Annotated in this window: 18 protein-coding genes and 1 other RNA gene; 16 read left to right on the forward strand and 3 right to left on the reverse strand. The window is 67.0% G+C overall.

What is annotated here, in order from left to right; genetic code table 11:
• Positions 1–18: 18 nt before the first annotated feature.
• Positions 19–117, reverse strand: an RNA gene (ffs, locus tag AC1DFU_RS14885) — signal recognition particle sRNA small type.
• A gap of 154 nt (positions 118–271) precedes the next feature.
• Between ffs and AC1DFU_RS14890 the strand changes: the two genes are divergently transcribed.
• From AC1DFU_RS14890 to AC1DFU_RS14940, 11 genes are all read left to right on the forward strand, one after another.
• Positions 272–2782 (forward strand): adenosylcobalamin-dependent ribonucleoside-diphosphate reductase, encoded by a 2511-nt coding sequence (locus AC1DFU_RS14890; protein ID WP_092290833.1) that lies wholly within the window; start codon positions 272–274, stop codon positions 2780–2782.
• Between the two features lie 42 nt (positions 2783–2824).
• On the forward strand, positions 2825–5161 hold the full coding sequence (locus AC1DFU_RS14895) for a DNA polymerase III subunit gamma/tau (RefSeq protein WP_477159766.1): 2337 nt from the start codon (positions 2825–2827) through the stop codon (positions 5159–5161).
• Positions 5162–5239: 78 nt separating this feature from the next.
• Complete coding sequence (locus AC1DFU_RS14900) at positions 5240–5566, forward strand: YbaB/EbfC family nucleoid-associated protein (protein ID WP_092289733.1); 327 nt, start codon at positions 5240–5242, stop codon at positions 5564–5566.
• A gap of 25 nt (positions 5567–5591) precedes the next feature.
• Positions 5592–6206, forward strand: a complete 615-nt coding sequence (recR, locus tag AC1DFU_RS14905) for a recombination mediator RecR (RefSeq protein WP_092289731.1) — start codon at positions 5592–5594, stop codon at positions 6204–6206.
• A gap of 23 nt (positions 6207–6229) precedes the next feature.
• Positions 6230–7135, forward strand: coding sequence for a LysR family transcriptional regulator (locus tag AC1DFU_RS14910; RefSeq protein ID WP_092289729.1), 906 nt, complete (start codon positions 6230–6232; stop codon positions 7133–7135).
• Positions 7136–7332: 197 nt separating this feature from the next.
• Positions 7333–8529 carry a CaiB/BaiF CoA transferase family protein gene (locus AC1DFU_RS14915; RefSeq protein WP_092289727.1) on the forward strand — a complete coding sequence of 399 codons (1197 nt, stop codon included), beginning with the start codon at positions 7333–7335 and terminating at the stop codon, positions 8527–8529.
• Positions 8526–9494: a hydroxymethylglutaryl-CoA lyase gene (locus tag AC1DFU_RS14920; RefSeq protein ID WP_092289725.1), complete on the forward strand. Its 969-nt coding sequence runs from the start codon at positions 8526–8528 to the stop codon at positions 9492–9494. Before AC1DFU_RS14915 ends, AC1DFU_RS14920 begins: the two co-directional genes overlap by 4 nt.
• Before the next feature lie 53 nt (positions 9495–9547).
• On the forward strand, positions 9548–10525 hold the full coding sequence (locus AC1DFU_RS14925) for a Bug family tripartite tricarboxylate transporter substrate binding protein (protein WP_441593545.1): 978 nt from the start codon (positions 9548–9550) through the stop codon (positions 10523–10525).
• Positions 10526–10776: 251 nt separating this feature from the next.
• Positions 10777–11820: an ABC transporter substrate-binding protein gene (locus AC1DFU_RS14930; RefSeq protein ID WP_092289721.1), complete on the forward strand. Its 1044-nt coding sequence runs from the start codon at positions 10777–10779 to the stop codon at positions 11818–11820.
• Positions 11821–11925: 105 nt separating this feature from the next.
• A complete protein-coding gene (locus tag AC1DFU_RS14935; protein WP_092289719.1) occupies positions 11926–12738 on the forward strand; it encodes an ABC transporter ATP-binding protein in 813 nt (270 codons plus the stop codon).
• A gap of 35 nt (positions 12739–12773) precedes the next feature.
• The gene (locus tag AC1DFU_RS14940; RefSeq protein WP_441593546.1) at positions 12774–13565 is read left to right on the forward strand and encodes an ABC transporter permease; all 792 of its coding nucleotides are present in this window, start codon (positions 12774–12776) and stop codon (positions 13563–13565) included.
• A gap of 82 nt (positions 13566–13647) precedes the next feature.
• On the opposite strand, the gene AC1DFU_RS14945 is transcribed toward AC1DFU_RS14940, so the two are convergent.
• Positions 13648–14622 carry an NADPH:quinone oxidoreductase family protein gene (locus AC1DFU_RS14945; protein ID WP_092289715.1) on the reverse strand — a complete coding sequence of 325 codons (975 nt, stop codon included), beginning with the start codon at positions 14620–14622 and terminating at the stop codon, positions 13648–13650.
• A 151-nt stretch (positions 14623–14773) separates the two neighbouring features.
• On the opposite strand from AC1DFU_RS14945, the gene surE reads away from it, so the two are divergent.
• From surE to AC1DFU_RS14970, 5 genes are read left to right on the forward strand one after another with little or no spacing between them, the layout of a single operon-like run.
• Positions 14774–15526: a 5'/3'-nucleotidase SurE gene (gene surE / locus AC1DFU_RS14950; RefSeq protein ID WP_441593547.1), complete on the forward strand. Its 753-nt coding sequence runs from the start codon at positions 14774–14776 to the stop codon at positions 15524–15526.
• 49 nt (positions 15527–15575) lie between these two features.
• Entirely contained in the window at positions 15576–16481 is a 906-nt protein-coding gene (locus tag AC1DFU_RS14955; protein ID WP_092289711.1) for a protein-L-isoaspartate(D-aspartate) O-methyltransferase, read from the forward strand.
• 8 nt (positions 16482–16489) lie between these two features.
• Complete coding sequence (locus tag AC1DFU_RS14960) at positions 16490–17371, forward strand: peptidoglycan DD-metalloendopeptidase family protein (protein WP_092289709.1); 882 nt, start codon at positions 16490–16492, stop codon at positions 17369–17371.
• Between the two features lie 6 nt (positions 17372–17377).
• The gene (gene rpoS, locus AC1DFU_RS14965; protein ID WP_092289708.1) at positions 17378–18553 is read left to right on the forward strand and encodes an RNA polymerase sigma factor RpoS; all 1176 of its coding nucleotides are present in this window, start codon (positions 17378–17380) and stop codon (positions 18551–18553) included.
• Entirely contained in the window at positions 18550–19392 is an 843-nt protein-coding gene (locus tag AC1DFU_RS14970) for a 3'-5' exonuclease (protein ID WP_092289706.1), read from the forward strand. The genes rpoS and AC1DFU_RS14970 overlap by 4 nt, the downstream gene beginning before the upstream one ends.
• On the opposite strand, the gene AC1DFU_RS14975 is transcribed toward AC1DFU_RS14970, so the two are convergent.
• Complete coding sequence (locus AC1DFU_RS14975) at positions 19389–20243, reverse strand: endonuclease/exonuclease/phosphatase family protein (protein WP_092289704.1); 855 nt, start codon at positions 20241–20243, stop codon at positions 19389–19391. The two genes, AC1DFU_RS14970 and AC1DFU_RS14975, sit on opposite strands and share 4 nt — an antisense overlap.
• Between the last annotated feature and the right edge of the window lie 148 nt (positions 20244–20391).

Here is a 20391-nt window from a genome sequence, read left to right on the forward strand (position 1 = left end):
ACGCAGCAAAAGAATATGGGGGACGAGCCTGACCCTCGGCACTGATGGAAAACGGCTGTGGCTGCTTCGTTCCCGACCTGACCAGGTTGACCGCGCCACCATGCGAGGAGGCCCGTCCGACCGGCATTGTATCGCAACCGGCCGGCGGCGTCCCGAAATTAGTTGGAATACGATTTGTTCTAGCTAGTTTGATCTGACGCAGGCTGTGCGCCGGAGGATCGCTGGCAGCATGGCGGACTGGAAAAATCGTTCCATCTGAATGAGCCAGGACATGAACGCAAACGACCAGATCTTGCGCGGCGCGCTGGCGCCGCAGGACATTTCCACCGAAGTGCTGCTGGAGAAGTACGCCAAGGGCGAGGAAAGCACCATTGCCGATGTGCGTGCCCGCGTGGCGCGTGCGCTGGCGGAGGCCGAGCCGGCCGACCGGCGCGAGATGTGGGGCGCGCGCTTCCTCTGGGCGCTGGAGAACGGCTTCGTGCCGGCGGGGCGGATCAATTCCGCCGCTGGCACGGGTATCCAGGCCACGCTGATCAACTGCTTCGTCCAGCCCGTGGGCGACTCGGTTTCCGAGGCGCGCGACGGCAAGCCCAGCATCTACGCGGCCGTGGCCCAGGCGGCCGAGACCATGCGGCGCGGCGGCGGGGTGGGCTACGACTTCTCGGCCATCCGCCCCGGCGGGGCGCTCGTGCGCGCGACGCACTCGCGCGCGTCCGGGCCGGTGTCGTTCATGAAGGTGTTCGATGCTTCCTGCGCCACCGTGGAGTCCGCCGGCGCCCGGCGTGGCGCGCAGATGGGCGTGCTGCGCTGCGACCACCCCGATATCGAGAGCTTTATCCACGCCAAGGACCAGGGCGACCTCACCAACTTCAATATCTCGATCGGCGTGACCGATGCGTTCATGCAGGCCGTGGAGGCAGATGGCGAGGTGGAACTGGTCCACGAGGCCGAGCCGGGCATGGACATGATCGCCGCCGGCGCCTATCGGCGTGATGACGGCCAGTGGGTCTACCGCCGCGTGCCGGCCCGCCAGCTCTGGGACCAGGTCATGCAGGCCACGTATGACCATGCCGAGCCGGGCATCCTGTTCCTGTCGCGGATCAACGCGGACAACAATCTCTATTACTGCGAGACCATCGAGGCGACCAACCCGTGCGCGGAGCAGCCGCTGCCGTCGTATGGCTGCTGCTGCCTCGGGTCGATCAACCTGACCGGCTTCGTGCGCCAGCCGTTCACGGCCGAGTCCTATTTCGATTTCGAGGCCTTCGCCGAGGTCGTGCGGGTGTCCACGCGCATGCTGGACAACGTGCTGGACGTCACGTTCTGGCCGCTGCCCGAGCAGGAGGCCGAGGCCCGCGCCAAGCGCCGCATCGGCCTGGGCTTCCTGGGGCTGGGGAGCGCGCTGGTGATGCTCGGCCTGCGCTACGACGGCGATGCCGCGCGCGAGCTGGCCGGGCGGATTTCGGAAGCCATGCGCGACCATGCCTACCTGGCATCGGTGGAGCTGGCCGACGAGAAGGGCGCCTTCCCGCTGTTCGAGGCCGACCAATACCTGGCCGGCGGCTTCGTGAGCCGGCTGCCCGAGGCCGTGCGCGACGCCATCCGGGCGCATGGCCTGCGGAACTCGCACCTGCTCTCCATTGCCCCAACGGGCACGATCACGCTGGCATTTGCCGATAACGCGTCGAATGGCATCGAGCCGGCGTTTTCGTGGACCTACAACCGCCGCAAGCGGATGCCGGACGACAGTTACCGATCGTTCGAGGTGGCCGATCACGCCTGGCGACTGTATCGCCACATGGGCGCCGACATGGAGCGGCTGCCGGAGAGCTTCGTCACCGCGCTCCAGATGTCGGCGCTGGACCATATGCGCATGCTGGAGGCGGTGCAGCCCTATATCGACACCAGCATCAGCAAGACCGTCAACGTGCCGGAGGACTATCCGTACGAGGCCTTCCGCAACCTCTACCTGGAGGCCTGGAAGGCCGGCCTGAAGGGGCTGGCGACCTATCGGCCCAACAGCGTGCTGGGCGCCGTGCTCTCGGTCACGCCTGCCGCCGCCCCGGCGACGGCCTCCACCGCCACCACGGCCACCCCGGACGACGATCCGCTGACGCGCCCGTTCAACAGCCGGCCGCTCGGAGACCTGGAAGGCGTGACGTCCAAGGTGGAGTATCTGACCTACGAGGGCCACAAGACCGTCTACCTGACCGTGAACTTCATGCGGGTCTCGGGCGTCATCGATGGCAAGCCGGTGACGGTGGAGCGGCCGCTCGAGTTCTTCATGCCGGCGGGCCAGCGCACCGAGGGGCAGCAGTGGATCACCTCGACCATGCGGCTGCTGTCGATGGTGGCGCGCTCCGGCGGCCCGGTGGCCAAGGCACTGGCGGACATGCGCAACGTGGTCTGGGACAAGGGCACGGTCCGATATGGTGCATTGGTGCGCCAGGACGGCACCGAGGTGCCGCGTTTCCATGATTCCGAGGTGGCCGCCATCAGCTACGCGCTCCAGCGCATCCTGATCAAGCGCGGGTTCCTGGACGAGGACGGCGCCCAGGTGCCGGCGGCGGCGCTGGCGGCCCGGCTGGCCGGGCGGGACGCGTTCCAGGCTGGCGAGCCGGCCCTGGCGCTGGCCGGCAACCCGACGCGGCCGGCCCCGGCCGGCCACAACCCCGGCGTGGGCACCGGCAAGCCTTGCCCCGAGTGTGGCGCCCACGCCCTGCACAAGGTGGATGGCTGCGCCAAATGCGCCAATTGTGGCTACGTGGGGGAGTGCGGTTAATCGGCGCCATTCGGGGCGGCGCGTTTTGCTACAATCGCCGCCATGAGTTATCAAGTTCTAGCGCGCAAATGGCGCCCCAGGGATTTCACCACGCTGGTGGGCCAGGAGCACGTGGTCCGCGCGCTCACGCACGCGCTGGAACAGCAGCGGCTGCATCACGCCTACCTGTTCACCGGCACCCGTGGCGTGGGCAAGACCACGCTCTCCCGGATCCTGGCCAAGGCCCTCAACTGCACCGGCATTGACGGGGCGGGCGGCATCACGGCCCAGCCGTGCGGCCAGTGCAAGGCCTGCCAGGAGATCGACAGCGGCCGTTTCGTCGACTACATCGAGATGGACGCGGCGTCCAACCGGGGTGTGGACGAAATGGCGCAACTGCTGGACAAGGCGGTCTACGCGCCGACCGTGGGCCGATTCAAGGTCTACATGATCGACGAAGTCCACATGCTGACCAACCACGCCTTCAACGCGATGCTGAAGACGCTGGAAGAGCCGCCCGGACACGTCAAATTCATCCTCGCCACCACCGATCCGCAGAAGATTCCGGTCACGGTGCTGTCGCGCTGCCTGCAATTCAACCTGAAACAGATGCCGCCGGGGCATATCGTCTCGCATCTGGACCATATCCTGGGCCAGGAAGGCATCGGCCATGACGGCAACGCGCTGCGGCTGCTGGCCCAGGCGGCCCATGGGTCGATGCGCGACGCGCTGTCGCTGACCGACCAGGCCATCGCCTATAGCGCCGGACAGGTCTCCGAGGAGGCCGTGCGCGGCATGCTCGGCGCCATCGACCAGAGCTACCTCGTGCAATTGCTGGACGCGCTGGCAGCCGAGGACGGCGCCGCCATGCTCGGGATTGCCGATGCGATGGCGGACCGCAGCCTGTCGTTCGCCGGCGCGCTGCAGGATCTGGGCTCGTTGCTGCACAAGGTGGCGCTGGCGCAGGCCGTGCCGGCGTCCGTGCAGGACGAATGGCCCGAGGCTGACGAAGTACGGCGGCTGGCTGGCGTGTTCGACGCCCAGGAAGTGCAGCTGTTCTACCAGATTGCCAATATTGGCCGCAACGAACTGGCACTGGCGCCGGACGAGTACGCCGGCTTCACCATGACGCTGCTGCGCATGCTGGCCTTCCGGCCGTCCGCCAGCCCGGCGACGGTGGGCGGGCTGGGCGGTGGCGGCCAGCAGCAAGTTGCCCGACCGCGCCCCGCCGCGCCGGCAGCACCCGCGCCGCGTGTGGCGGCTGCGCCGGTGGCGATGGCCCCGGCTGCTGTTCCGGTTGCTGTGCCCACGCCTGCCGCTGTTTCGGCTCCGGTGGCGCCAGTCGCTCCGGTGCAGGCCGCCGAGCCGGTTCGACCCGCACCCGTGGCACCTTCTGTCCGCGCCGCCGAGCCGGTGACACCGGTCCGGGCCGAAGCGCCCGTGCCATCCGCTCCGGCGCCGGTAGCCGATGCCGCCGCGATGTCGCCCGCCAAGGCCGCCTTGCTGGCCGCCCGCCAGGCCACGGCTGGCCGTGGCGGCGCGCGGCCGATGTCGGCGCCCGCTGCGGCGGCAGCGCCGAGCCCGCGTCCTGCTGCCCAGCCGTTGCGTCCGCCTGCGGCGGCGCGCCCGGCCACGGCCGTCACGCCGGCACGGGAAGCGCCGGCTGCACCCGCCGCCCAGCCGCTCAAGCCAGTCCAGACGCCCCAACCGGTGCCATCCGCCCCGGCCGCGAAGTCGGCCAGCGGCGAAGTGCCGCCTTGGGAGGAATTGCCCCCCGATTTGCCGGTGATCGGCCCGTACGACAGCGATCCGGGCTATGACCCGAGCTTCGGCGGCTACGACAGCGGTTTCGAGTCGGACTCGTTCGAACCCGCGCCGCGCGCCAGCCGCGCCGCGCCGCAGTCGAAGCCGGCGCGCCGGCCGGAACCGGAGGCCGCCGCACAGCCCGCTCAGCCGGCTGTGCAACTGGCCCCGGCGATTCCGCCCGTGGCGCCAAGCGCCGCCGATGACGGCACGCCGCCCGTGTTCACCGACGACTGGCCGACGCTGGCCGCCACGCTGCCGCTCAAGGGCTTGGCCCAGCAGTTGGCGTTCCAGAGCGAGTTGCACCGCGTGGTCGGCCGCACCCTGCACCTGCGCGTGCCGGTGGCGGCCATCGCCGAAAACAATGTCGCCGAACGGCTCCAGGCCGCGCTGGTCGAGCAATTCGGCGTGGAAGTGCGCGTGCAGTGCGAAATTGGCGCTGTCACGCACACGGCGGCTGCTGTCGATGCAGCGGCACGGGCCGAGCGCCAGCGCGAGGCCGAGTCCACGATTGACGGCGATCCGTTCGTGCAGGGGCTGTTGCGCGAGTTCGGCGGGCAGATCGTGCCCGGCTCCGTCCAGCCACGCGCCGCCTGACAACCATTCCCGGGGCGGCCAGACCAGCACCACCGGCGCCGCCCCGCCATCCACACATATTGATTCAGGAGTATCCCCATGATGAAAGGTCAACTGGCCGGGCTGATGAAGCAAGCCCAGCAGATGCAGGAAAACATGAAGAAGATGCAGGAGCAGCTGGCCCTGATCGAGGTCGAGGGCCAGTCTGGCGCCGGCCTCGTGAAGGTGCTGATGACCTGCAAGAACGACGTGAAGCGCGTGACCATCGACCCGAGCCTGCTGGCCGACGACAAGGACTTGCTGGAAGACCTCGTCGCCGCCGCGTTCAACGACGCCGTGCGCAAAGCCGAGGCCACCACGCAAGAGAAGATGGGCTCGATGACGTCCGGCCTGCCGCTGCCCCCGGGCTTCAAGCTGCCGTTCTGATGACGCATCTGACAGGGGCGCGCCGATGAGAGCGGCGCCGCCCACCTCGCTGCAGGCGCTGATCGAGGCGCTCAAGGTGCTGCCCGGCGTGGGGCCGAAGTCCGCCCAGCGCATGGCCTATCACCTGCTGCAGCACGACCGCGACGGCGCACGCAAGCTTGGCGACGCGCTGCGCGGTGCTGCCGACGGCATCCGCCATTGCGAGCGCTGCAACACCTTCACCGAGCAGGAGATCTGCGAGACGTGCCGTGACACCGCGCGCGACGCCTCGCTGCTTTGCGTGGTGGAGACGCCGGCCGACCAGGTGATGATCGAGCAGACGCTGACCTATCGCGGCCAGTATTTCGTGCTGATGGGGCGGCTCTCGCCGCTCGACGGCATCGGCCCGAAGGACATCCACCTGGACCGGCTGCTGGCCCGCGCCACGGACCCCGAACTCGGCGGACCGGTGGGCGAGGTCATCGTGGCCACTAATTTCACGAGCGAGGGCGAGGCCACTGCGCACTACATCGGCGAGATGCTGAAGTCGCGCGGGCTCAAGGTGTCGCGGCTGGCGCGCGGCGTGCCCGTGGGCGGCGAACTCGAATACGTGGACGCGGGCACCATCGCCCGCGCCGTCATGGACCGGCGTAGCCTGTAGGTATCGGACTTCCTCGGACAAACATGAATCTGGCGCGCTTCGACCTCGTGACGCTTGGCCTGTTCGTGGCCGTGGCCCGACAGGGCAGCATCTCGGCCGGCGCGCGCCAGTCGCACCTGGCCGTGGCGGCCGCCAGCAAGCGGATTTCAGATCTCGAAGCCGCCGTGGGCGCGCCGCTGTTCTTCCGCCACGCCGCCGGCGTGCAACTGACCGAGGCCGGACAGGCCTGCTACCACCATGCGCTGACCATCCTCCAGGACGTGGAACGGATGGCTGGCGTGATGTCGGACTACGCGTCCGGCGTGCGCGGGCAGGTGCGCGTGTGCGCCAACACCTCGGCCATTACCCAGTTCCTGCCGGACGACCTCGCGGCGTTCATGCGCCAGCATCCGACCATCCGCATCGAGCTGGAGGAGCAGAACAGCAGCGAGATCGTCGCCGCGCTGGTCGAAAACCGCGCCGATGTCGGCATCTTCGCCGATCGCACGCCAAGCTCCGGGCTGGTGACCGTGGAATACCGGCAGGACGAGTTGGTCATCATCACGCCGCCCGGGCATCCGCTGTCCGAGCGCGGGCCCGTGCATTACGCCGATACGCTCGAATACGACTTCGTGAGCTTGCCTCAGGTGACCTCGCTGGCGGCGCGGCTGCTCGAGGAAAGCAGCCGGCTGGAGCGGCAGTTCCGGCTGCGCATCCAGGTGCGCAGCTTCGACGCGATGTGCCGCATGGTCATGGCCGGGCTGGGCGTGGGCGTGCTGCCGCGCATCGCGGCCGAGCCGCACGTGAAATCGATGGGGCTGTCGCTGGTGCCGCTGCAGGACGCCTGGGCGCGCCGCTCGCTGCTGATCGGCATGCGCGATCCGGCCGGGCTGACCGTGTCGGCGCGGCTGCTCATCACCCATCTCTGCGGCGACCGCGCGCCGTTCTAAGGCGATCTCCGCGCCATCCCCCGGGATCCCCGGGCGAACTCCGGGTAAGCCCGCCCCTTCGCGTTCCGAGAAAGCCCGCTTGCCGGAATGCCGATTCCGTCGCCCGCGCCGCTGGTGCACACTCCGACCCAACATGAAAAGCCAGTCCCGCAGATCGATGCGGCGCGGCAGCCACGGTCATCACGGAGACACCTCACATGGCGCAACAGATTCTCGAAGGCATTCGCGTCCTGGAACTGGGACAACTGATTGCCGGCCCCTTTGCCGCCAAGACCCTCGCGGATTTCGGCGCCCACGTGGTCAAGGTGGAGCCGCCCGGCCAGGGCGACCCCCTGCGCAAGTGGCGCATGATCCACGAGGACACCTCCGTCTGGTGGGAAGCGCAGTCGCGCAACAAGCAGTCCATCGCCATTGACCTCCGTCAGGCGGAAGGCCAGGCGCTGGTGCGCAAGCTGGCCACCGAGGCCGATGTCCTGATCGAAAACTTCCGCCCCGGCACCATGGAAAAGTGGGGTCTGGGCTGGGACGTGCTCCACGCCGCCAATCCGAAGCTGATCATGGTGCGGGTGTCCGGCTACGGCCAGACCGGCCCGCGCCGGGACGAACCCGGCTTTGCCGCCGTGGCCGAGGCCATGAGCGGCCTGCGTTACCTGACCGGCGAGCCGGGCCGGCCGCCGGTGCGCGCCGGGCTCTCGCTGGGCGATACCATCGCCGGCCTGCATGGCGCCCTCGGTGTGCTGCTGGCCCTGTACGAGCGCGATGCGCGCGGCGGGGTGGGGCAGGTGATCGACGTGGCGCTCTATGAGTCGCTGTTCAACCTCAGCGAAAGCCTGCTGCCCGAGTACTCGGCCTTTGGTGCCGTGCGCCAGCCGGCTGGCGGCGCGCTGCCGGGCATCGCGCCGTCCAACGCCTATCCCTGCGGTTGCGGCGAATATGTGCTGATTGCCGCCAATGGCGACGCAATCTTCCGCCGCCTGATGGCTGCGATGGGCCGCGCGGACCTCGGCGAAGATCCCGCGCTGGCCCGCAACGACGGCCGCGTGAAGCGCGTGGACGAGATCGACGCCGCCATCGCCGCCTGGACCCAGACCCAGACCGTCGAGTCCGCACTGGTGGTGCTGCGCGAGGCCGACGTGCCGTCCGGCCGCATCTACACGGTCAAGGACATCGCCGAAGACCCGCACTACCGGGCGCGCGGTGTGATCGAAACCGTGACGTCGGCCCGGGGGCTGAGCGTGGAAGTGCCGGGCATCATCCCGAAGCTGTCCGCCAACCCCGGGGCCATCCATGACCGCGCGCCCACGCTGGGCGAGCATACCGATGCCGTGTTGGCCGAATCCGGCTTCGACGCGGCCGCCATCGCCGACCTGCGCGCCCGAGGAGTGATCGCATGAGTGCCCAACGTTATCCGCTGGCCGGGCCGGCCAAGATCGAAATCAACGATGTGGCGCCGCGTGACGGCCTGCAGATCGAGCCGGTGGTCGTGCCGACCGAAGGCAAGGTGGCCTTCGTCAACGCGCTGGCCCACTGCGGTTTCGCGCGCATCGAGGCGACGTCGTTCACATCGGCCCGCGCCATTCCCGCGCTGGCCGATGCCGAGGCCGTGATGCACCAGATCGAACGCGTGCCGGGCGTGGCCTACACGGTGCTTGTGCCGAACCTGCGCGGGCTGGAGCGCGCGCTGTCGTGCCAGCCGGACGAGGTGAACCTCGTCATGTCGTGCAGCGAAACCCACAACCGCGCCAACCTGCGCATGACGCGCGAGCAGTCCAAGGCGCAGTTGACGGCGATGATCGACGAGGCCGGCAAGGCTGGCGTGCCGGTGAACGTGTCGCTTTCCACGGTGTTCGGCTGCCCGTTCGAGGGCGATATCCCCGAGGCCGATGTGATGGCCCTGGCGCGCCGATTTGCCGATGCGGGTGCTTCGGGCATCACTTTGTGTGATACCACGGGCATGGCCTATCCGAACCAGGTGGCGGCGATGTGCGAGGCATTCCAGCGCGCGCTGCCGCAGACCGGGCTGACCATCCACCTCCACAACACGCGCGGCATGGGCCTGGCCAATGCCATCGCGGCCTGGCAGACCGGCGTCACGCGCTTCGACGCGGCCGCCGGCGGCCTGGGCGGCTGCCCGTACGCGCCCGGCGCGAGCGGCAATGTCAGCACGGAAGAACTCGTCCACATGTTCGCGTCGATGGGCGTGGACACCGGCGTAGACCTGGACGGCCTGCTGGCCGTGGTCGGGGGCCTGCCGGCACTGGTTGAGCGCGAAATTTCCAGCCAGCTGCTGCGCGCCGGTCCGCGCCTGCGCACCCATCAACCCCCGGCCTGGATGGCTGAGCACTTCGCCGGGCAGTAACGCCAGAGATTCAGATCCCTTCGCTTCCCTATATAACAAGCACGGAGACAACCATGAACCGCAAGACTCAACTGACGGCCGCCGCGCTGCTGGCTGGCATGGCACTCGTACCTGCCGCCCAGGCGCAGGACAGCACCTATCCCAACAAACCGGTGATGCTGGTGGTGTCCGCCGCGGCCGGTGGCACGACGGACATCGCTGCGCGCCTGATCTCGGAGCCGCTGTCCAAGGCGCTCGGCCAGTCGGTCGTCGTCGACAACAAGCCGGGCGGCAACGGCACCATCGCCGCGCAGGCCGTGCAGCGCGCCAAGCCGGATGGCTACACGCTGCTGGTGCAGTATTCGGGCTACCACGTGATCACGCCGCTGCTGACCAAGCAGCCGTGGGATCCGGTGAAGGACTTCGCGCCCGTGGCGAACCTGCTGTCCGCCCCGCAGGTGCTGGTGGTGCGGCCGAGCCTGCCGGTCCACTCGCTCAAGGAACTGGTGGCCTACGCCAAGGCGAATCCGGGCAAGCTCAACTACGCGTCGTCGGGCAATGGCTCGCTCCAGCACGTGTCCACGGAATTGCTGAACCTGCAGGCCGGCACGAAGATTACCCATGTGCCATACAAAGGTACCGGCCCGGCGATGACCGACCTGCTGGGCGGCAACGTCGACCTGACCATCACCACGCCGCCGCCGCTGATGGGCCATATCGCCGCCGGCAAGCTGCGCCCGCTGGTGGTGACCAGCAAGACGCGCCTGCCTAGCCTGAAGGACGTGCCGTCGGCACCGGAGGCGGGCTATCCCGACCTGGACGTGTCGTCGTGGTTCGCCATGTACGCGCCGGCCGGCACGCCGAAGCCCGTCATCGACAAGCTGACTTCGGAGATCGAGAAGATCATGAAGTCCGATGCCTTCCGCAAGAAGGCCGAGGAACTGGGCGCCGAGGCGCGCTACATGAACCCGCAGCAGCTTGATCAGTACCAGCGGGCCGAACTGACGCGCTGGGGCAAGGTCATCAAGTCCGCCGACATCCACGCGGAGTAAAGCGGAGGAGGTCACGGAGCCAGACATTCCGACCATGGCAAGGTGATCGAAAGGCGGCGCACGTACACTGTGCGCCGCCGCGCTGCGTTTACGGCCGGCATTGCGTTGCGTTGGCAATGTCCGCCAAATGTCTGCATCGTCCGGTAGGTGTTGATCCCGATGCGGGCACCGGCCGCGGCCGGTAGCATCGCAATTTGCCGCAAGGCGGCACGCAACGAACAAAAACAGGTAGTCAGGTAGGAGAGCATCTCATGTACGACAAGACATTCTGGAAGCGGGCGCTGATCGCACTGGCCCTGTTCCTGGCCGGGTGGTTCACCTTCAGCAGCGCGCAGGCGCAGGGCAAGCCCGAGAAGACCAAGGTGACCATCGCCGTGGGGGGCAAGAATCTCTTCTATTACCTGCCGCTGACGATTGCCGAGCGCCTGGGCTACTTCAAGGAAGAGGGCCTGGACGTGGAAATCGTCGACTTCGCCGGCGGCGCCAAGGCGCTCCAGGCCGTGGTCGGCGGTAGCGCGGACGTGGTGTCCGGCGCCTACGAGCACACCATCAACCTGCAGGCCAAGGGCCAGCAGTACCAGGAATTCGTGCTCCAGGGCCGTGCGCCGCAGATCGTGCTCGTGGTGTCGAACAAGACCATGCCGAACTTCAAGTCGATTGCCGACCTGAAGGGCAAGAAGATCGGCGTGACCGCGCCGGGTTCCTCGACCAATATGATGGCCAACTTCGTGCTGGCCAAGTCGGGCCTGAAGCCGTCGGACGTGTCGTTCATCGGCGTGGGCGCCAGCGCCGGCGCGGTGGCCGCCATGCGCTCGGGCCAGATCGACGCGATGGCCAACCTGGATCCGGTGGTGTCGATGCTGACGCAGAAGAACGAGGTGAAGATCGCCTCGGACACCCGCACGCTCAAGGAAACCCAGGCGGTGTTCGGCGGGAATATGCCGTCGGGCTGCCTGTATGCCTCGACCGCCTTCATCCAGCAGAACCCCAACACCACGCAGGCGATGACCAATGCCATGGTCCGCGCGCTCAAGTGGCTGCAGAAGGCTGGCCCGTCGGACATCGTGAAAACCGTGCCCGAGAGCTACCTGCTGGGCGACCGCGCGCTCTATCTGGCCGCCTGGGAGCAGGTCAAGGAAGCCATCTCGCCGGACGGCACGATGCCGGCTGATGGCCCGAAGACGGCGCTGAACACCTTGCAGCAGTTCGATCCTGAGCTGAAGGGCAAGTCGATCAAGCTCGAGAACACGTTCACGAACACGTTCGTCCAGCGCGCCAACGCCAAGTACAAGTAATCGACAAGTCAGCGCACCCGCCTTCACGCCGCCCGCCGCGCGCGCAACGCTCGGCGGGCTTGTGTTTTCTCTGAGTCCAGTTTTTCGACGAGTTTTCTTCGAGCAATGAGCACGCCCGCACTTTCCCTCGAGAACGTTACCTGCACCTTCGTCTCGCGCGAGGACCGCAGCCAGCGCTACACCGCCGTGCGCGATGTCACGCTGTCCATCCAGCCCGGCGAGTTCGTCTCGGTGGTGGGCCCCACGGGCTGCGGCAAGTCCACGCTGCTGAACGTCGGCGCCGGCCTGCTGGAGCCTTCCAGCGGCACCGTGCGCGTGTTCGGCGAGCCGCTGGTCGGCATCAACCGCCGCGCCGGCTATATGTTCCAGTCCGAGGCGCTGATGCCGTGGCGCAGCGCACTGGACAACGTGATTGCCGGCCTGGAATTCCGCGGCGTGCCGCGCGCCGAGGCCGAGGCGCAGGGCGAGGAATGGCTACGCCGCGTGGGCCTGGGTGGGTTTGGCGACCGCTATCCGCACCAGCTCTCGGGCGGCATGCGCAAGCGCGTGAGCCTGGCGCAGACGCTGGTGCTGGACCCGGACATCATCCTGATGGACGAGCCGTTCTCGGCGCTGGACATCCAGACCCGCCAGCTGATGGAAAACGAGGTGCTGGACCTCTGGGCCGCCAAGCGAAAGGCCGTGCTGTTCATCACGCACGACCTGGACGAGGCCATCGCCATGAGTGACCGCGTGGTGGTGCTGTCGGCCGGCCCGGGCACCCATCCGATTGGCGAATTTGCGATCGACCTGCCGCGTCCGCGCGACGTGGCGGAAGTCCGCAACCATCCGCGCTTCGTGGAGCTGCACGCCGCCATCTGGGACGTGCTGCGCGAGGAAGTGCTCAAGGGCTACGCGCAGCAGCGCAAGGTCGCCTGACCCTCTGACGATACAAAAACTCGTAGAACAACGATATGGCATTTCGAGCGGATTCTAAGGGCATGCTGCGTGTGTGGCAGCTGCTGGTGCTGGTGGTGATCCTGGGGGTGTGGCATGCGGCCACGCGCTCGCAAGAGGTGGCGTTCTTCTTCGGCGAACCGCTGATGGTGGCGAAGCGCATCTGGACCTGGTTCGTCGTGGAGCGTGACATCTATATCCACCTGGGCGTGACGCTGCTGGAGACGGTGCTGGCGTTCGGCATCGGCACGGTGGCCGGGCTGGGCGTGGGGCTGTGGCTGGCGTTGAGCCCGTTCACCTCGGCCGTGCTCGACCCGTATGTGAAAGCGGCCAACTCGATGCCGCGCGTGATCCTGGCGCCGATCTTCGCGGTCTGGTTCGGGCTGGGGATCTGGTCGAAGGTGGCGCTGGCCGTGACGCTGGTGTTCTTCATCGTCTTCTTCAACGTCTACCAGGGCGTGAAGGAAGTGAGTCCGGTGGTGCTGGCCAACGCACGCATGCTCGGCGCGAACCAGAAGCAACTGCTGCGCCACGTGTACCTGCCCAGCGCCACGAGTTGGGTGTTCTCGTCGCTGCACACGTCAGTGGGTCTGGCGTTCGTGGGCGCGGTGGTGGGCGAGTACCTGGGTTCCGCGCGCGGCGTGGGCTACCTGATTCTCCAGGCCGAAGGCACGTTCGACATCAACACGGTGTTCGCGGGCATCGTAGTACTGACCGCGTGCGCGCTGGTGCTGGACTGGATGGTGACGGTGGGGGAGAAGCGGCTGATGAAGTGGCAGCCGAGTTCGGGTGAGACCGAAAAACTCTGAAATACTGCGTTAAACGTTGTTGAATTCGCCCTCTCCCGGCCATGTCCAGACAAAGGACAGGCCGGGGAAGGGCGGAGAAGCGTTACGGCATGATGACGATCTTGCCGGTCACCTTGCGCGCTTCCATGTCCTTCAGCGCCTGCGGCGCCTGCTCCAGCGGGTAGCGTGCCGAGATGTGCGGGCGAATCTTGCCTTCCTTCATCCAGCCCAGCATCTGCGCCATATTGGCCTGATTGTTACGTGGCTCGCGACGGGCGAAATCGCCCCAGAACACGCCGACCAGCGACGCGCCCTTGAGCAGGGCCAGGTTCAGCGGCATCTTCGGGATCTCGCCGTTGGCGAAGCCCACCACGAGGTAGCGGCCACGCCAGCCGATCGAGCGGAAGGCCGGCTCGGCATAAATCCCCCCAACCGGGTCATAGATGACGTCCGGGCCCTTGCCGTCGGTCAGCGCCTTGACGCGCTCGCGCAGGTCTTCGGTGCTGTAGTTGATCAGCGCGTCGGCGCCGTGCTCCTTGCAGACCGCCAGCTTCTCGTCGGTAGACGCCGCCGCGATCACCCGCGCGCCAATCGCCTTGCCGATCTCGATGGCCGCCAGGCCCACGCCGCCGGCCGCGCCCAGCACCAGCATCGTCTCGCCAGCCTTCAGCTCGCCCCGGTCCACCACGGCGTGGTGGGAGGTGCCGTAGGTCAGCGTGAAGGCGGCGGCCACGTCGAAGTCGATGCCGGGCGGCATCGGCACCACGGCGCTCGCCGGGGCCTTGGCCTGCGTGGCGAAGGCGCCGTTGCCGAGATAGGCGATGACCTTGTCGCCGGGCTTGACGTGCGTCACGCCCGCGCCCACCGCGTTGACCACGCCGGCCAGCTCCGAACCGGGCGAGAAAGGCAGCGCCGGCTTGGCCTGGTACTTGTTCTGGATGATCAGCACGTCCGGGAAGTTGACCCCGGCGGCCTTGACGTCGATGACGACCTCGCCATCGCCGGGTACGAGGTCCGGGAGGGTGTCGAGCGAAAGGGAATCGGGCGGGCCCCAGGCTTTGCAGAGTACGGCTTTCATCTTGTCTCCGGTGGTGGTGTTGTGGTGTGGCGATGGTCTGCGCTCCGGGAAGTGTAGCGCAAAAAAGCACGATCGTTCTGTTCGCGTCGGGCGGCGGTTCCACGCCGTTTTGGTGCCGCGATGGCCGCTTTGCTCGGGTACAATCGCGGCCATGCATATCCTTCTCGCCAACGACGACGGTTATCTCGCGCCGGGCCTTGCCGTTCTGCATGCCGCGCTCGCCCCGCTTGCGCGCGTGACGGTGATCGCGCCCGAGCAGAACCATAGCGGTGCGTCGAATTCGCTCACGCTGCAACGTCCGCTCTCGGTTTTCGAGGCGCGCGAGGGCGTGCAGAAGGGTTTCCGTTTCATCAATGGTACGCCCACCGACTGCGTGCACGTGGCACTGACCGGCCTGCTCGAGGATCGGCCCGACCTGGTAGTGTCCGGCATCAACCAGGGCCAGAACATGGGCGAGGATGTCCTGTACTCGGGCACCGTGGCCGCCGCCATCGAGGGCTATCTGTTCGGCATCCCGTCCATCGCGTTCTCGCAGGTGGACAAGGGCTGGGAGCACCTGGACGCCGCCGCGCGCGTGGCGCGCGAGATCGTGGAGCGCGTGATCGCCCGCCCGCCCCAGGAGCCGTTCCTGCTCAACGTCAACATCCCGAACCTGCCGTTCGAACATCTGAAGGGCCAGCGCGCCACGCGCCTCGGCAAGCGCCATCCTTCGCAGCCGGTCATCACGCAGGTGAATCCGCGTGGCGATACCAACTACTGGATCGGCCCGGCCGGCGACGCGCGCGACGCGAGCGAAGGCACCGATTTCCACGCCACCGCCAATGGGTTTGTCTCGCTGACGCCGTTGCAGCTCGACCTGACCCATCGCGCGCAGCTCGAACAACTCGGACAGTGGCTGGGGTAGGCGTGTCGTTCGCGTCGGCCCTCCAGTCTTCGATTCCGGTATCGCGCCGATGAGCACCACGCCGCGCCGATCCCGCTTTCCGCTGCCGCTCGATGCGGTAGTCGAACGCAAGCCCGCGCCGAAGCGCACGGCCGGCCTGCCCGCCGTGGGCGGCCGGCATGTGGCCGCGCCCGCGCCGGCGACCGTCAAGCCACGCAAGCCGTCCGCACCGCCTGCGGCCCCGCCGCCACCGGGCAGTGCCGTGGAGGCGCGTGCCTCGGCGGCCACGGCGGGCGGGGGCGGCATGGCGTCCGATCGCGCCCGCACCGCGCTGGCTGCACGGCTGCGTGCCGGCGGCATCCGCGACGAGCGCGTGCTGAGCGCCATCGCCACGGTGCCACGCCATCTGTTCATGGAGCCGGGGCTGGCCTCGCAGGCCTATGAGGACGCCGCGCTGCCGATCGGCCATCAGCAGACCATTTCCAAGCCGTCGGTGGTGGCGCGCATGATCGAACTGCTGCGCGAGGGCCTCACGCCGGACCAGCCGATCCCGCGGGTGCTGGAAATCGGCACCGGCTGCGGCTACCAGGCTGCCGTGCTGAGCCTCGTCGCGCAGGAAGTGTTCTCCATCGAGCGGATTCGTCCGCTCCACGAACAAGCCAAGGCGAACCTGCGTCCGCTGCGCGTGCCGAACATCCGCCTGCATTACGGCGATGGCATGCTCGGGCTGCCGCAGGCCGCACCGTTTTCCGCCATCATCCTGGCCGCCGCCGGGATGGACGTGCCCGAGGCGCTGCTCGGGCAACTGGCGATTGGCGGCCGGCTGATCGCCCCGGTGGTGGCATCCGCACCGGGCGGCCCCGGCCAGACCGTCACCCAGCAGCTCTTGCTGATCGAGCGCCTGAACCGTCATCGGTTTCACAGGACCGCGCTTGAAGCCGTTTTCTTTGTGCCCTTAAAATCGGGCACCATCTGAGTCGAACTATGCACAACATCGTGAAATCGGAACATTTCGCACGTTTGGGACAACGTTTCACCGTCACCGCGCTCGTCGCCCTGCTGGCTGCCTGCGCCAATTCGCCCATGCCCGCCCCGGTGGTGGACCGTACCTCCACCGCAGGTGGACAGGCCGCCGCGTCCGTGGAGCCGGCGCCGCCTGGATACTATCGGGTCAAGCGAGGCGATACCCTTTACCGTATCGCGCTCGAGAACGGGCAGTCGTATCGCGACGTGGCGTCGTGGAACAATATCGGCAATGCGAATCAGATCGAGGTCGGACAACTGCTGCGCGTTGTGCCGCCGAGCGCCGACGCTAACGTAGCCCCGGGCGTCGCCACGGTGCCGGTGGCGCCTGGCACGGTGCAGTCGCAGCCGATTGACGCGGCGCGCCCGGTCGGCACCCCTGTCGGGACCCCCTCCGGCACCACGGCAGCGGCCTCGGTGCCGGCCGCCACGCCCTCGGCCGGTGCATCGGCAGCAGCGGCGGCTTCGGCCCCGGCTGGCGACGTCCGCCTGTCCTGGCCCGCCAGCGGTCAGCTGATCGGAAAATTTGATGACAAAGGTAACAAAGGCATTGATATCGCTGGTAAAAAAGGCGATGCCGTGCTGGCTGCCGACGAGGGTAGGGTGATTCACGTAGGCCCCTTGCGCGGCTACGGGAATCTTGTCATCATCAAACACAACGACACGTATCTCACCGCCTACGGTCATAACGACAAGGTGCTGGTGGCAGAGCAGTCAATGGTCCGCAAGGGCCAGAAGATTGCCGAAATGGGTAACAGTGATACTGACAGGGTCAAGCTGCACTTTGAGGTTCGCAAGAACGGAAAACCGGTCGATCCGATGCGGTATCTGCCGCCACAGTGAGGTTTCATGCCACGCCAGAAAACTGTCTCATCCGGAGTTGTCAGCAGGACCCGTCGTCCCAAGCAGCCGGAAGGAAAGGCTGGTGTGGCGAAATCTGCCGACGTGGTGGACGCCGAGGGCTTCGGCGACGATCCTGCTGCCGAAATGGTCCCGGCTACCGACGAGCCCATCACGCCCGTTTCGCGTGCCGGCCTGCGTGACACCGATCTCGCCACCGACCTGCGCGTAGACGTCGTCGCCGCCGACGACGGCGACGACGATGAAGCCGAGGACGAGGAAGAGGAAGAAGAAGCCGCCGAGGCCGCGCCCGAGCACGACGACTTCAAGACCGTGCTACACACGGAACTCGCCGCCGACACCGTCCAGCATTACCTGAACCGCATCAGCATCAAGCCGTTGCTGTCCGCGCCGGAGGAACTCCATTTCTCCACGCTGGCCAAGGGCGGGGATTTCTCCGCGCGGCAGGTGATGATCGAGCGAAACCTGCGCCTCGTGGTCAGCATCGCCAAGGGCTACCTGAACCGTGGCGTGCCGCTGCTCGATTTGATCGAGGAAGGCAATCTCGGCTTGATGCACGCCATCGAGAAGTTCGATCCGACCCGTGGTTTCCGCTTTTCCACCTATGCCACGTGGTGGATCCGCCAGAGCATCGAGCGCGCGATCATGAATCAGGCCCGCACGGTGCGGTTGCCGGTGCACGTGATTCGCGAACTCAATCAAGTACTGCGTGCCAAGCGTCATCTTGAAAAAGGTGGCACCGATGGCCGCGACGCCAGCCTCGAGGACATTGCTCATCTCCTCGGAAAGACGCCTGACGAGGTGCAGGACGTGCTGGCACTCAATGAACATACCACCTCGCTCGATACGCCGTTCGATCTCGACCCAGGCTCCAGCCTGCTCGATTTCCTTTCCGACGAGCACAACGCCGCGCCCGACCAGGAAGTGGCCCACCGCGAGTTGGAAAACCTGATGAAGCTTTGGCTGGCCCGCCTGTCGGAGAAGCATCGCTATGTGGTGGAGCGCCGCTTCGGCCTGAACCACATCGAGCCGGCTACGCTCGAGGAGCTGGCCGAGGAAATGGGTCTGACGCGCGAGCGCGTGCGCCAGATCCAGCAGGAAGCGCTGGTCAAGCTCAAGCGGCATTTCGCTTCGCAAGGTGTCAGGAAGGACGCCGTTTTATGACCCCTGTGCTGGTATTCGACATCGAGACGATTCCCGATGTAGCCGGCCTGCGCCGTTTGCATGACCATCCCGCATCGATGAGCGACGCCGAAGTCGCCGAGCATGCGTTTGCCGCCCGCCGGGACAAGACCGGCTCCGACTTCATGCCGCACCACCTGCAGCGCGTGGCTGCCATCTCCTGCGTGCTGCGTCGCACGCAGCGCGATGGGTCCGCCGTGTTCCATGTCGGCTCGCTCGGCACGCTCGAGGATGGTGAGGCCACGCTGATCCAGAAGTTCTACGAACTGATCGCGCGCTACAGCCCGCAACTGGTGTCGTGGAATGGCGGTGGCTTCGACCTGCCCGTGCTCCACTATCGTGGGCTGATCAACGGGGTCGCTGCGCCGCGTTACTGGGAAATGGGTGAGGGCCGCGACGACGACAGCCGCGAGTTCAAGTGGAACAACTACATCAGCCGCTATCACATGCGGCATCTGGACCTGATGGACCTGCTGGCGATGTACCAGCCACGGGCCAGTGCGCCGCTCGACGACCTGGCCAAGCTATGCGGCTTCCCCGGCAAGATGGGGATGGACGGCAGCAAGGTCTGGGAGGCCTACCAGCAAGGCCAGCTCGCCGCAATTCGCGATTATTGCGAGACTGACGTCGTCAACACCTACCTGATGTACTGCCGCTTCCAGTTGATGCGCGGCGGGCTGACGCCGCGCGAGTTCGACATGGAAGTGTCGCTGGTTCAGGAGTCGCTGGCCGAGCTGCCGGGCGAGCAGTGGATGCAGTACCTGCGCGCCTTCCAGCTCAAGCCGATGAGCCCCGAGGACGACGAAGAGCCCGAAATCTAGGCGTCCAGTGTCAGATGGATGGGCTGGTGGTCCGATGCATCGGTCTCGCCGTTGACCTCGCAACGTTGCACATCGGCGAGCAAATTCTCCGTCACGAACACGAAATCACACGCGAAGGGCGGCTCCGGCCATTGCTTCTTGTCATAGAGGGCGCAGGTCGGCGCGTGGGGCTCGCCCGGGTGGGTGTGGATCCACGCGTCTTGCCAGTTCGGCGTGGCATCGGGGTAGCGCTCGAGCATGGTCCGGTAGGCCACATCCTCCGGCTTGGCGTTGAAGTCGCCGCACAGGATCGCTTCAACGGGCCGTGGCTCCGGCGTGAACGGGCCGGGCCGTGATTCCGATTTGCTGGGCCGCCGCGCGTGATCGCACGCCTCCTTATGCCAGTCGCGCAGGGCGGTAGCCTGGGCCTCGCGTTGGAGCTTCGAATAGAACTCCAGGTGCGTGGAGATCACACGCAGACGCCTGGCGCCAATCTGCACTGTGACCTCCAGCGCCACGCGTGGCATCGACGCCACTTCCGGATCAGCCGGCCAGGGTAATGCATGGCGGAAGACCTCCCGCACCGCGAGCCGAGTCGCGACCACGTTGCCGAACTGGCGATGGCTGCCATCGTTCCCGGTGCGGTCGACGCCCGGCGCGAAGATGACGCGGTAGCCGGGAAGCAGGGCGGTCAGCTCGGCCACCTGATCGCGGCTCGGGTTGCCGGCCATGTCCGTGAAACCCCGCGTGACCTCCTGCAGGCAGATCACGTCGGCGTCGGCCATGCCGCGCATGGTGTCGACGATCCGCGCGAGGTCGACCTTGCCGTCTGCCCCGCGCCCCCATTGGATATTCCACGTAATCAGTTCCATCGCCGTCCTCTATTGCGGCTGCCGTTTGGCGCCGTGACTGGAATACAATCGCGCTTTCGCAAAACAATACGTCAGGTCCCACTGGTGTCTCAAGCCGTGTCTTCACCCGCCCAGCCGGCGACGCAGTCTAGTGTCGCTTCCGCCACAA

It is taken from the genome of Cupriavidus sp. 10L45, from assembly GCF_056395225.1.

Coding starts and splice junctions, on each gene's coding strand:
- AC1DFU_RS14915 (WP_092289727.1), top strand. CDS start 7,333: ATGGCGCAACAGATTCTCGAAGGCATTCGCGTCCTGGAACTGGGACAA.
- AC1DFU_RS14940 (WP_441593546.1), top strand. CDS start 12,774: ATGGCATTTCGAGCGGATTCTAAGGGCATGCTGCGTGTGTGGCAGCTG.
- AC1DFU_RS14935 (WP_092289719.1), top strand. CDS start 11,926: ATGAGCACGCCCGCACTTTCCCTCGAGAACGTTACCTGCACCTTCGTC.
- AC1DFU_RS14955 (WP_092289711.1), top strand. CDS start 15,576: ATGAGCACCACGCCGCGCCGATCCCGCTTTCCGCTGCCGCTCGATGCG.
- rpoS (WP_092289708.1), top strand. CDS start 17,378: ATGCCACGCCAGAAAACTGTCTCATCCGGAGTTGTCAGCAGGACCCGT.
- surE (WP_441593547.1), top strand. CDS start 14,774: ATGCATATCCTTCTCGCCAACGACGACGGTTATCTCGCGCCGGGCCTT.
- AC1DFU_RS14925 (WP_441593545.1), top strand. CDS start 9,548: ATGAACCGCAAGACTCAACTGACGGCCGCCGCGCTGCTGGCTGGCATG.
- AC1DFU_RS14945 (WP_092289715.1), bottom strand. CDS start 14,622: ATGAAAGCCGTACTCTGCAAAGCCTGGGGCCCGCCCGATTCCCTTTCG.
- AC1DFU_RS14895 (WP_477159766.1), top strand. CDS start 2,825: ATGAGTTATCAAGTTCTAGCGCGCAAATGGCGCCCCAGGGATTTCACC.
- AC1DFU_RS14910 (WP_092289729.1), top strand. CDS start 6,230: ATGAATCTGGCGCGCTTCGACCTCGTGACGCTTGGCCTGTTCGTGGCC.
- AC1DFU_RS14960 (WP_092289709.1), top strand. CDS start 16,490: ATGCACAACATCGTGAAATCGGAACATTTCGCACGTTTGGGACAACGT.
- AC1DFU_RS14975 (WP_092289704.1), bottom strand. CDS start 20,243: ATGGAACTGATTACGTGGAATATCCAATGGGGGCGCGGGGCAGACGGC.
- AC1DFU_RS14930 (WP_092289721.1), top strand. CDS start 10,777: ATGTACGACAAGACATTCTGGAAGCGGGCGCTGATCGCACTGGCCCTG.
- AC1DFU_RS14920 (WP_092289725.1), top strand. CDS start 8,526: ATGAGTGCCCAACGTTATCCGCTGGCCGGGCCGGCCAAGATCGAAATC.
- recR (WP_092289731.1), top strand. CDS start 5,592: ATGAGAGCGGCGCCGCCCACCTCGCTGCAGGCGCTGATCGAGGCGCTC.
- AC1DFU_RS14890 (WP_092290833.1), top strand. CDS start 272: ATGAACGCAAACGACCAGATCTTGCGCGGCGCGCTGGCGCCGCAGGAC.
- AC1DFU_RS14900 (WP_092289733.1), top strand. CDS start 5,240: ATGATGAAAGGTCAACTGGCCGGGCTGATGAAGCAAGCCCAGCAGATG.
- AC1DFU_RS14970 (WP_092289706.1), top strand. CDS start 18,550: ATGACCCCTGTGCTGGTATTCGACATCGAGACGATTCCCGATGTAGCC.